This is a genomic window from Allofrancisella inopinata (genome assembly GCF_012222965.1).
Taxonomy (GTDB): Bacteria; Pseudomonadota; Gammaproteobacteria; order Francisellales; family Francisellaceae; genus Francisella; species Francisella inopinata.
Genome location: NZ_CP038241.1, coordinates 1,068,704 through 1,080,460, shown reverse-complemented (window position 1 = coordinate 1,080,460; position 11,757 = coordinate 1,068,704). Strand labels below are relative to the sequence as shown.

The following is an 11,757-nucleotide window of genomic DNA, read 5'->3' as shown; positions in this document are numbered from 1 at the left end:
ATGGATTTCGAAAAGGAGCTAAAAGAAGTCTTTGATATAGATATATGGAATTTAAAGGATAAATACAGCTCTAATAGTCAAAAGTCAAAACAAGAATTATCTTCAGTAACTACTGTAGTAACAAAAAAACGCTTTTTTGTAGATGCCAAACTAGATAATAAGCCTATATATTCTAATAACATCGATAGTGACAGGGTAATAAATATCTATATTTCAGAAGAATTGAGTATTAACTTTTTAAAAAATGTGATTGAAAGTCTATTTTTTAAATCAAAGGTTAATATGTATAAGGTATCTAAAAGTTTAGATCAACAAGCAGCAATTAATATTTGTCAAAAAGATTTTATTTTAAATGAGTTTGAACTATTAAGTGTAGAGAGCAAAAAATATATTTTACAGAAACTATATCAGTATGCAGATTTTAGTCCTAGATGAAAGCTATTGTAATCAAGTTATTAACTTAATTCGTAAAACTGATAATTATATAAACTGGTCAGATAAACAAATATTTGAAAGTTTTAATAATAATGGTCTGGTTTTTGGGGTTTTGCAAGGTGATTATCTAAGGGCTGTAGCTATATTTAACTATATTCTTGATGTAGCAGAACTTTTGTATGTTTGTGTAGATAAAAATAACCAGTCAGCTGGCTTAGGAAGTCGGTTGTTAACAGCTAGTATCCAAGAGTTAAAAGCAAAAGGGATAAAAGAGTTTTTTTTAGAGGTCGATGTAAAAAATCTTAAAGCTATAAAGCTATATGAAAAAACAGGTTTTAAGTATATTTCTAGACGTAAAAACTATTATACCTATAAAGATGGAAATATTAGTGACGCTTTGATATATCAACTATGATATCCATGATCATTATATATGGTAACTAGCTGTGACGCGTCTAGTTTCGGTTTGTAACAATTCCAGAATGAAATATAGGTTAAAACAATATTTTATTGGGGTTGAAGAACAAAGTCGCGCCAGAACGCTTTTATGTGTTCTCTAGAATTTTTACTATCGACATTTAGGTTAGTTTCAACAAATTTTCTATTAAAAGCCTTTAAATCTGACGATAACATTTCCTGGTTAATATTCACATGTAATCTATTAAAGTCTACGAATCCTAACATAATATAAGTTAATAGAGAACTATCATTAACGTTTATTGAACCACTAAACTTAGTATATTGAGATTTCTTGTTTATAAGGTCTATGACCTCTTTAATAAACCTTTTTTCTAAACCTTCTATCTGCCATTCACGATCGATAGAATCTTTAAGTTCTTCTAGCATTATTCTAAAATGTATAGCTCTTTTAATCCCTGAGTCAGAGTGTCGATGATGAAGATGGAATATGCTATGATGCTTATTATTGTTTATATAATCACAGACTCTTTGAAATATATACCAAATAAGTAATCTAAATTGTTCTTGCCGTGATACATATAATTCATGTTCATTTAGTAGCTGATTTAAAAAAGTTTTTAATTTTTCTGAGGCTATTTTGTTCGAATGAAGATTGCGAAAATTGCGCATGCTATTAATAACACTATAAATAATATTTTTATCAGTTTGCATGACCATTAATGTTTTAATATTATTGGTTATTTTTTCAACTACATTATCAGGGAGGTTTTGCTCTATGTTATTTATTACGTGTATGAAGTTATCTAAATAATTTTTTAGCATTTCAACGTTATTAGAGTCATAAGGTTTAAGAGCTTTTCTTATGCTACTAAGTAGCAAGAACAATTGGTATTTAGATTTGCGTTGTACATGAAAGGAAAATGTTTTATTTATCTTTATTTGTCCAACTTTTTTACTCAAGAATTCTATTATTTCATCATTAATGTCTTTGTCGGTTCGTAATAACCTAAGCTTTGGTCCCCCAATCAGAAATTCACTTATATTTTTTAATCCCAGCCTTTTGCAGATTACATCTTTAATGCAAGATAAAAAAACTGATGAGGATTGTGGTTCTTTTATTAAGTTAGCTAAATTCTCTTCTGCAAAATCCTTGTTCCAAAAACACAAACACATAATTAAGTAGTGATAGTCATCGTCACTCCATAGCTTATAGTGTTCTAATGTTTCTTTTAAATTAATAAGGAGTTTCTCGAAGTCTAATTCTACCCATTTTTCCTTATACATTGTAGAATGTTCTTGTTTATATTTTTCAAGCCATTTTTTAAACTCATTTGTGTCTAGAGTATTTTTGATGCTGGCTACATCTTTGACTTGCTCATTTAATTGGTCATAAACTAAAGCTGAGTAAAAAGATTTGATACGTATCTCGTTAAAATTATCGGGACAAATTAAATATTTATCTTCTTTTGATAATGGATCGTTATGAGAAATTTTTTCCTCTTTATTTTTATTAAATTGTAGACTATCCCAAATTTTTTGCATATTAGTCATCGTAGTTCTTAGATCAGAAATACTTTTAGGAGATTCTAAATGACGTGCTTCAAATACAATTTCTGTTAATCGTGTATTTTCTCTTATTTCTTTTGTTTCTACAAGTTTTAGATTTTGAATAATTGAAGAATTACCTTTTTTTAGACCTAGTTTGTTATCATTTATGTAAGCCTGTGGTTTTATTGGTTTTCCGCAAAGATTCATAAGAGCTATATCTTGGTTATAACGTTGTGCTAACTCTTTATCTAGGGTATTGATATCATTATGCTTCATCTTAAGGTCAACAATATCATTAATCGTAGACCATTTCCATAATTGTTCAGGTGTGTGACCACCAACCTTTGTAGTTGGTTTAATTCCTATTGCAGCGCAACAATTATTCACTATTTTATTACTGCTGTTAACAACCCTTAATAATTCTCTATCGCTATCTGACAGCATAAAACTGTACACATATCTTATTGGTGTTTTAAGCAATAAAGAAAAATAATTTTTTATAGTAGTTGCTTTTGATTCTGAATCTAATCCTGTTATTATGCTATAAGCCCCTCTTATGGTTTCATGAACCATAATATTAATATGGTACAGATATAAAAAAATAAATCCTTTTATTCTACTAACGCTCTTGGTTTTTATACTTGGTTTATCGATATTCTCTATGGCAATTGACTGCCCAAGTTTATAATCTATAATTTCATTACAGATATCATTAGCATGTAATATAGTGTTTCTTATTAACTGTAGATTATATGTGTCAAGATATAAAAGCTCACTATCATAAAATTTTTCAAGTTCCTCATAGAACCTATAATTAACAATATTGTATAGAGGAATCGTCCCGTTGCTTTGAAAATAGAATATAGAATCTTCAATATTGCTACGTTGCTCTTTACTACTGATAAATACATCATGGAAAATCCAGTTAGGGTACTCTAGAGACTTACTTTGAGGATTAGGTAAAACAAGCTTTATGTTACCATTTTTTATTTTATCTATACATTTTAATAAATTATTTTCTTTTAAGTCTCTCCAGAGCTTATTTAGAAGAAAATCATCAAAACAACCATATTTTTTTATAGATAGATTATAATCATTTTCAAGCTTAGTGATATCATTAAATAATGTTTGAATATTATTTATATAATAACTAATACTGTTTTGCGCTAAGATTGAATGTGCAGCATAGATGTATTTAGTGTGTAATTTATTGTTGTTTTTATCAGGGATTAAGTTTAACCACTCTTGTGGGATAACTTGTTTATCAATTTCATCTAGCCGGTTTGTTATTTTTATGATGGTCATCATTCTCATCATAGTCAAGACCGTAATAGCTATCTCGGCAAGTTCATGTTGCCAAGTAATTCCTTCAGTTTTACGTGCCATAATAGGTGTAGAAACTAACTCTACAACAGCACCGCTAAAAAGCTTTCGAGAAGGACTATAGAGTAAAGGAGAATTATGGTTAAGTCCATGATCAATAGTGACATCAAGCCGATCTTTCCCACAAATAATAGAAAATAATCTTTTATTATATTCTTGTAATTTATTACGATCATTATCCCACGGATAGTTATAACCTAATGGAGATTTTATGTTTTTATACATCTCTGGATCAAATGGAATACCTAAGTTCATTCCATGCATTTCTATTTCTACACCAATACTCATAAAAGCTTGTCTCTAATTTATCTAATTCCAGTTTGCCACAGGGCTATAACCAGCCATTTTCAGTGATCCCTTAACTTTTTTTAAAATCATCGCTCGTTTTGCAATACACCAACAGCATTTTATTAAAATTAACAAGTAAATCAACCTAAACATATGGTGAATAATAGATAGGCCTCATCAAATATTAACAGATAATTTTTCTTTATTTGCTATCTGTTATGTTTTGACACTCTTTACAATTGTCATCTAGGTTTATCAATTTCTGAAAAATGGGGACATAAATTGTATTAGTATGTGGGCAGTTACAGTATTTTAATGACAACGATAGTTATTGCTTTAAAATAGAATAAAAACTAAAATCTATACGTTTAGATTTAAAAATAAACTATAAGGAAATATAATGGCTACTCTAAACAAAAAGATTCAGAATGTTTCAGCTTCTCCAACAACTGCCATGGCAGCATTAGCAAAGCAAATTAAAGACCAAGGTCATGATGTTGTTTCTTTAGCTATAGGCGAGCCTGGATTTAGCACCCCAGATACTATTAAAAAAGCTGGAATAGATGCTATAAATGCGAACATTACTAAGTATACTAATGTTGATGGATTAAAAGAGTTAAGAGAGGCAGTAGTTAAGCACTATAAAAGACAATACGGCATCGATTTTAATGCTGAGCAGGTATGTATAACATCTGGTGCTAAACATAGTTTGCATAATATTTTCAACTGTATCTTAGAAGAGGGAGATGAGGCGATATTTTTTGCTCCATATTGGGTTTCTTATCCAGATATGATTACATTAACTGGTGCAAAGCCAGTAGTTGTAAAAACTAAGTTTGAGGATAATTTTGAAATAGATGTTGATGAATTGGAAAAGCATATAACAAGTAAAACTAAAGCCGTTATTATTAATTCACCAAATAACCCTACAGGATTAATTTATACAAAAAAATGTATACAGGATCTAGCTAACTTGTTAAGAAAACACCCGGATATTTGGATCATTGGTGATGATATCTATGATCAACTATATTTTACTCAAAGAATAACTTTGATTACAGAGGTTGCACCAGATTTGGCAGATAGATATGTGATTGCTAGTGGTGTTTCTAAAAACTTTGCTATGACAGGTTGGCGTGTTGGTTTCACTATAGCTCCAAAATTGCTAAATGATGCTATGAAAAAGTTCCAATCGCAATCAACTACATGTGCTTGTTCTATATCTCAATATGCAGCTATAGCAGCAATGAATATGTCAGTAGAAGATTTACAATATTTTGTTGAATCATATAAGCAAAAAGAGCAATTTATAACTAAATGTTTAAAAGAGATGCCTTATATTGATGTAAAAAGTGCAGATGGTACTTTTTATTTATTTCCTGATATCCGGGATTTAATTAGACATACTAAGTTTAGTAATGATATTGAGCTATGTAATGCTTTACTGGCAGAGGAGTATGTTGCGATGATGCCAGGTGTAGCTTTTGGTTTGGAAGGTTTTGCTAGAATTAGTTGTGCTAACGAAATGCCAGAGCTGGAGAAAGCTATGGATAGGCTTAAGAAATTTATTATTAGACACGCATGTAGCTAGTGGGACTGTTGCGAACTAAAAATTATATGTTTCTAACTGTGTTGAAAATATTCTCAAAATGCTAATTCACCACGTGTAAATTGTGCTTTTTCGAATATTTTTGCCTTGTTACCACCCATCTAATTCCAGCTTGCAATAGCCCCCTAGTAGCTATTCCATAGTGTTTCATAACAAACTTACCGATATTTTTTATGAATAACAGTTTTTCTAAGTAAAAAGTGTCTTCAAGATGGCGGAGAAAGAGGGATTCGAACCCCCGGACCTGTTACAGTCAACGGTTTTCAAGACCGCCGCTTTCGACCACTCAGCCATTTCTCCGAATTGATGTGATCTATTATACAAAATTTTTTAAGCTTTGCAATACTATTTGTTAAAAATAGACTAGCCCGACAAAAATGCTATGAAACTTCAGGGACTGTTGCAAGCTGGAATTAGATGGGTGGTAACAAGGCAAAAATATTCGAAAAAGCGCAATTTACACGTGGTGAATTAGCATTTTGAGAATATTTTCAACACAGTTAGAAACATATAATTTTAGTTTGCAACAGTCCCCTTCAGGTTGTTACTCAATATTTGTAACAGAGTTTAAAATAGAAACGTAAATTAACTGGTACTAGATTATTACACATTGGTATAGTAATTATATCTGTCTACTTTGAGTTTGGTTTGTAAAAATTGACTTTTTTTAACCTCTTGATAATGTGCATCGGCTTTTTTTGAAAAATTATCCTTGAACTTTATTAGCGTTTGATATAGTTCTTTGGATAGTGCTATATTTTCTAAACTTAGATAATAAGGAGATTTAGGCACTATATTAATACTTGAATAATACTTTTTTTTAGAATCATGCACTTCAGCATATTCTATCGCATCCATTAGCTTAGAACATACAACATCAATAGTTTTTGTGGTTATCCTTCCTTTTTGGGAGTTTATTGCTTCATTATACATATGCAATAAAAATGGTAGTTTTGAAGCGTTAGCGTTTATTATTTTATCTAGTTCTTTTTTAAAACTTTGTCTATAGATTATTCTTCCCTCATATTCATTAGAATAAAAAGTAGAAAACTTTTGTATATTTCCATCATGACTCATATTTAATGCATTGCACATATTAATTTTGTTATCATATCCAACGACAGAAAAAGGAAATGGTAAAGATAACTTTAACATTTCATCATATAAAAATTTAGGAGTACCAATTTTATTAGCACTACATGCTATGAGACATAACTTTAAATAGGATATATTTGCATAATATCCATTTATTAAAAATGCTATTGTATCAACAATTTCTTTTATTGTTACATATCCGGAATTTAACTTATCATTTCCTGTCCCTAAAGAATTTATAGATTGTCCGTGTCCAGATATAAGTATTTTGACAAATTTATTAAAATGGCTTTTCAGTTCAGTTTTCACGCAATTTAAATATTTTGCAGTAAATTCCTTTGAGTTTAAGGGGTTAAAACTTAGATTTATAATTGGGATGCTATTAGATTTATCTAGTTTATGGTTACTTAGTATACTACCAGGCTTTGCAATACCACTTGAGATATCAATATGAGAAATGTAAGGATTAATTCCATATAATCCATTATATTTATATTCAAATAAACTGACACTTTCTTCATCCTCATCAAGACTGATTCCTTTATACATTACATTTAAATCATCAAAATAACCAAAATTTAATCCGAATATAAAATCATATACTTTACTCATTTCAAAATGTCTACCAATAGTATTTACTATTTTAACTTGTATAATTAATGATAAAATACTTTATCAAAAAAACATAGTACGTATCAAATAAAGATAGTTGGCTGTAAGATTATTTATTTAAGTAGGTTTAGTTTTCTATAGTCGCATACATATTATTGTTTAAGCAAGTTATAGATAGAGATTAAATTTGAAACTTAGGAATATCTTAAAATAATGGTCTTAAGGCCATATTCTAATAGACATTAGCTTTACTAAAAGTTATTATTTGCTCTGGAAAACTCTTTCATTTTAAACTAAAAAGGTTATAGAAATGTCGGATAATAGATATCAGATTACCAAAAAGGTTACCCTTATTGGTATGTTTATAAATGCATTATTAGCGATTGTCAAAGTTATAGCGGGGGTGGTGGGTCGCTCACCTGCGTTATTTGCTGATGGTATACATTCTTTTTCTGATTTATTAAGTGATGCGATGGTTTTATTTGCTGCAAAATATGCAAATAAAGAAGAAGATCACAACCACCCATATGGTCACGAAAGAATAGAAACCTTAGCAACTTTAATTTTATCAGGATTGCTAATTGCGATTGGTTTTATGATTGTTTATCACTCATTAGGTAGCTTAATAACTGGTGACTATAGTGAACCTGATAGTTATACAGTTTTTGCTGCTATCTTTTCAATTGTGGGTAATGAGTTTATTTATCAATACACTATGGCAGCAGCAAATAAGATTAACTCGGATCTGCTTAGAGCTAACGCATGGCATAGTCGTTCAGATATGTGGTCATCAGTAGTAGTATTGATTGGTCTACTTGGAGCATTTGCAGGTTTTGTATGGATGGATGCTCTAGCAGCTTTTGTAGTTTGCTACATGATTGTTAAGATGGGTATTAAATGGGGGTATTCAGCTGTTGCAGAACTTATAGATGAAGGTGTAGACGAGCAAACGTATAAAGCGATTAAAGAAATTATAGCTAGTATAGAAGATGTTAGAGATTTCCACTATCTTAGAACTAGAAAGATGGCTGGAAAAATAGTTTTAGATGTACATATTTTAGTTGATAAATATTGTACAGCATCTGAAGGTCACTATATAGCTGAAGTTGTTAAAAGTAACATTTATCATAAAGTAGGTGACATTAAAGACATCACTGTTCATGTTGACGTTTCAGACCATGAAAGCGGCGTGATTAAGTTAGAAAATTTTGAGCCTTCACGTGCTCAAATATATAGTCTAATTCTAAATTTTTTTGTTACTAATGGGCTTAGCAAAAATTTAATTTTAGATAAGCAAATATCTATCTACTATTTTGATGAGGAGATAATAGTAGATTTATATGTTAAACGGTCAAATGATCTTAGAAAATATATTGACCAGTTAAAGAATTTAGCTTATGAAAATTATAAGATAAGAGTAAACTTATACTGTCAGTTGTAAAATGTATCTACTGTAATAAAATGTTAAGAATTTAAGGTAGTGTCAAAATTATGAAAATTAGAAAAGTTGTTTTTCCTGTTGCTGGCTGGGGTACTAGGTTTTTGCCAGCAACTAAGTCTTGTCCTAAAGAAATGTTAACGGTGGTTGATAAACCATTAATTCAGTATGCTGTAGAAGAGGCAATAGAAGCTGGTTGTAAAGAGTTAATATTTGTGACAAGTTCAAATAAGAAATCATTAGAAGATCATTTTGATAGAAATTTTGAACTTGAATATTCTTTAGAAAAAAAGAAAAAATATGAATTATTGGAAACCGTAAAAAATATTATCCCTACAGATGTTAGCTTTTTCTTTGTGCGCCAGCCAGAAGCTTTAGGATTGGGCCATGCTATATTGTGTGCAAAACCCTTGGTGGGGATAGAGGATTTTGCTGTAATTTTACCTGATGACCTTATTTACAATCATGATTGTCGAACAGGAGCACTTAAACAGATGATAAAAACTGTTGAGGGTACTGATCTTAGAGGTTGTATAGCCACTCAACAAATTTCAAAAGATAAAACACAATCTTATGGCATAATAGCTAAAAATGATGAAAATATCATAAAAGCAATTGTTGAAAAGCCAATACCTGATAAAGCTCCATCAACAAATGCGGTAGTTGGTAGATATCTTTTGCCGAATAAAATTTTCAGATGTTTAGAAATAACTTCTGAAGGCGCTGGTGGAGAGATTCAGCTTACAGATGCTATAGCGAAACTAATTGATCAAGAAGAAAAATTATTAGCTTACGAGTTTAAAGGAACTCGCTACGATTGTGGGAGTAAGTTAGGGTTTTTAATAGCTAATTATGAGATTGCTTTACGCCACCCAGAGCTAGGGGAAAAGTTTAAAAGCTACCTATCTAATAGATAAATAAAAGTAACGATGTTTAATTTATGTGTGATAACATAGGATTAAATATTAACTCGTAGGTTGTTATTTATGTCATATTCTAAATTCCAGGTTTCACAGAAATTTATTGAAAATTCTCATGTTAACTCAATAGTTTACGAGCAACAATATAAAGAATCTTTAAGTAACCCAGAGGAGTTTTGGTCTAAGCAAGCCAATCGTATTTATTGGCATAAGTCATTTGACAAAGCATATAGTAGTAGCTTTGATCCAGTAGATATAAAATGGTTTGAAACAGGTAAATTAAACGTTTGTTATAACTGTGTCGATAGGCATTTAAAAGATAAGGCTGATAAAGTGGCTTTTATATGGCAGGCTGACAACCCAGATAAATCCAAAAAAATCACCTATAAAGAGCTGTATCACAGTGTATGTGAAATGACAAATGTTCTAGAGGCAAATAAAGTTAAAAAAGGCGATATAGTTACGATTTATATGCCTTTAGTACCAGAAGCTATATATGCAATGCTAGCTTGTGCTCGTATAGGAGCTATTCATTCAGTTGTGTTTGGAGGTTTTTCATCAGAAGCATTAAAGCAGCGTATAATCAATGCCAAAAGTAGTTTTGTTATAACGGCTGATGAAGGAGTCAGATCCGGTAAAAGAATAGCCATGAAAGCAAGTGTTGATAAAGCTATCATAGGGTTAGATTTTATAAAAAATGTTTTAGTTGTACGTAATACTAATACAGCAAATATTATTTGGAATGATAAAATAGATTTATGTTATAATGATGAGTGTAAAAAGGTGTCAAAAGAGCATGAAATACAAGCTTTTGACTCAGAAACACCATTATTTATGCTTTATACTTCAGGATCAACAGGTGCACCTAAAGGTTTAGTACATACTTCAGGTGGTTACTTAGTATATGCAAGTTTTACACATAAAATAGTATTTGACCATAAAGATGATGATGTATATTGGTGTACAGCAGATATAGGTTGGATAACAGGACATACTTATGTAGTATATGGCCCTCTTGCAAATGGAGCTACTTCGGTTATTTTTGAAGGCGTTCCAACTTATCCAGATGCTTCAAGATTATGGCAAGAAGTAGACCAACACAAAGTTAGTATATTATATACAGCTCCAACTTTAATTAGATCTTTAATTAAAGTAGGTGATGACTATTTGAAAGGGACTTCTAGAGAGTCTTTGAGAGTTCTTGGCTCAGTTGGTGAACCGATTAATCCAGAAGCATGGGAATGGTTTGTTGAGAAAGCAGGCAATAATCAAGCTCCTTTGGTTGATACTTGGTGGCAGACAGAAACAGGTGGTATCATGATTACTCCTTTACCAGGTACACATAAATTAAAAGCAGGTTCAGCAACAAAACCTTTTTTTGGAGTTGAGATAGCTCTTATTGATAGTGATGGTAAAGAAATACTAGGCGAAGGTAAGGGAGCTTTATGTATTAAAAGAGCAACACCTGGTATGGCAAGAACTATTTATAATGACCATGACAGATATATAAAATCGTATTTTAGTAGTTTTAAAGGGTATTATTTCTCAGGTGATGCTGCAAGATGTGATAAAGATGGTTATATTTGGATAGAAGGGCGTATGGATGATGTTATTAACGTCTCTGGTCATAGAATGGCAACGGCAGAAATCGAAGCGGCTTTAGATACGCATAAAGATGTTGCAGAAAGTGCGGTTGTCGGTATGCCTCATGAAATCAAAGGTGAGGCTATATATGTTTACTGTATTTTAAAAGATGGTATAGCAGACGATGAGCAAACTTTAGCTGATATAAGGAAATCTCTAGTAACGTGTGTAAGACAAGAAATAGGTCCAATAGCTACTCCTGAAGTTATACAATTTACTCCAGAGTTGCCAAAAACTAGATCGGGTAAAATTATGCGTAGAATCTTAAGAAAAATAGCAGCTGGAGATTATGAAGACTTTGGTGATACATCTACCTTAGTAAACCCGAATATAGTAGAATATTTAATCAATAATAAATAAACTGC

General features: G+C 30.9%; 8 protein-coding genes and 1 tRNA gene. 6 read left to right on the top strand and 3 right to left on the bottom strand.

Features of this window, described 5'->3' with window-relative positions:
- Together E4K63_RS04885 and E4K63_RS04880 are read left to right on the top strand one after the other, a co-directional pair.
- Nucleotides 1–435: a chloroquine resistance protein gene (locus E4K63_RS04885; protein ID WP_133940287.1), complete on the top strand. Its 435-nt coding sequence runs from the start codon at nt 1–3 to the stop codon at nt 433–435.
- Nucleotides 413–850: a GNAT family N-acetyltransferase gene (locus E4K63_RS04880; protein ID WP_133940285.1), complete on the top strand. Its 438-nt coding sequence runs from the start codon at nt 413–415 to the stop codon at nt 848–850. The genes E4K63_RS04885 and E4K63_RS04880 overlap by 23 nt, the downstream gene beginning before the upstream one ends.
- A gap of 92 nt (nt 851–942) precedes the next feature.
- Here E4K63_RS04880 and E4K63_RS04875 read toward each other — a convergent pair whose 3' ends face one another.
- The gene (locus E4K63_RS04875; protein ID WP_133940283.1) at nt 943–4,074 is read right to left on the bottom strand and encodes a hypothetical protein; all 3,132 of its coding nucleotides are present in this window, start codon (nt 4,072–4,074) and stop codon (nt 943–945) included.
- A gap of 400 nt (nt 4,075–4,474) precedes the next feature.
- Between E4K63_RS04875 and E4K63_RS04870 the strand changes: the two genes are divergently transcribed.
- Complete coding sequence (locus tag E4K63_RS04870) at nt 4,475–5,665, top strand: pyridoxal phosphate-dependent aminotransferase (RefSeq protein WP_133940281.1); 1,191 nt, start codon at nt 4,475–4,477, stop codon at nt 5,663–5,665.
- A gap of 230 nt (nt 5,666–5,895) precedes the next feature.
- Here the strand turns inward: E4K63_RS04870 and E4K63_RS04865 are convergent.
- Both E4K63_RS04865 and E4K63_RS04860 read right to left on the bottom strand, forming a co-directional pair.
- Nucleotides 5,896–5,983 (bottom strand) — tRNA-Ser (locus E4K63_RS04865).
- Nucleotides 5,984–6,286: 303 nt separating this feature from the next.
- On the bottom strand, nt 6,287–7,390 hold the full coding sequence (locus E4K63_RS04860) for a hypothetical protein (RefSeq protein WP_133940279.1): 1,104 nt from the start codon (nt 7,388–7,390) through the stop codon (nt 6,287–6,289).
- A gap of 310 nt (nt 7,391–7,700) precedes the next feature.
- On the opposite strand from E4K63_RS04860, the gene E4K63_RS04855 reads away from it, so the two are divergent.
- The 3 genes from E4K63_RS04855 (at nt 7,701) to acs (ending at nt 11,752) form a co-directional block, all read left to right on the top strand.
- Nucleotides 7,701–8,831, top strand: coding sequence for a cation diffusion facilitator family transporter (locus tag E4K63_RS04855; protein ID WP_133940276.1), 1,131 nt, complete (start codon nt 7,701–7,703; stop codon nt 8,829–8,831).
- A gap of 50 nt (nt 8,832–8,881) precedes the next feature.
- Nucleotides 8,882–9,745, top strand: coding sequence for a UTP--glucose-1-phosphate uridylyltransferase GalU (galU, locus tag E4K63_RS04850; protein WP_133940274.1), 864 nt, complete (start codon nt 8,882–8,884; stop codon nt 9,743–9,745).
- Between the two features lie 69 nt (nt 9,746–9,814).
- Nucleotides 9,815–11,752 (top strand): acetate--CoA ligase, encoded by a 1,938-nt coding sequence (gene acs, locus E4K63_RS04845; RefSeq protein WP_133940272.1) that lies wholly within the window; start codon nt 9,815–9,817, stop codon nt 11,750–11,752.
- Nucleotides 11,753–11,757: the final 5 nt, after the last annotated feature.

What these genes read in the sequence shown, in the direction of transcription:
- E4K63_RS04885 (WP_133940287.1), top strand. Translation starts at nt 1, where the DNA reads ATGGATTTCGAAAAGGAGCTAAAAGAAGTCTTTGATATAGATATATGG.
- E4K63_RS04880 (WP_133940285.1), top strand. Translation starts at nt 413, where the DNA reads ATGCAGATTTTAGTCCTAGATGAAAGCTATTGTAATCAAGTTATTAAC.
- E4K63_RS04875 (WP_133940283.1), bottom strand. Translation starts at nt 4,074, where the DNA reads ATGAGTATTGGTGTAGAAATAGAAATGCATGGAATGAACTTAGGTATT.
- E4K63_RS04870 (WP_133940281.1), top strand. Translation starts at nt 4,475, where the DNA reads ATGGCTACTCTAAACAAAAAGATTCAGAATGTTTCAGCTTCTCCAACA.
- E4K63_RS04860 (WP_133940279.1), bottom strand. Translation starts at nt 7,390, where the DNA reads ATGAGTAAAGTATATGATTTTATATTCGGATTAAATTTTGGTTATTTT.
- E4K63_RS04855 (WP_133940276.1), top strand. Translation starts at nt 7,701, where the DNA reads ATGTCGGATAATAGATATCAGATTACCAAAAAGGTTACCCTTATTGGT.
- galU (WP_133940274.1), top strand. Translation starts at nt 8,882, where the DNA reads ATGAAAATTAGAAAAGTTGTTTTTCCTGTTGCTGGCTGGGGTACTAGG.
- acs (WP_133940272.1), top strand. Translation starts at nt 9,815, where the DNA reads ATGTCATATTCTAAATTCCAGGTTTCACAGAAATTTATTGAAAATTCT.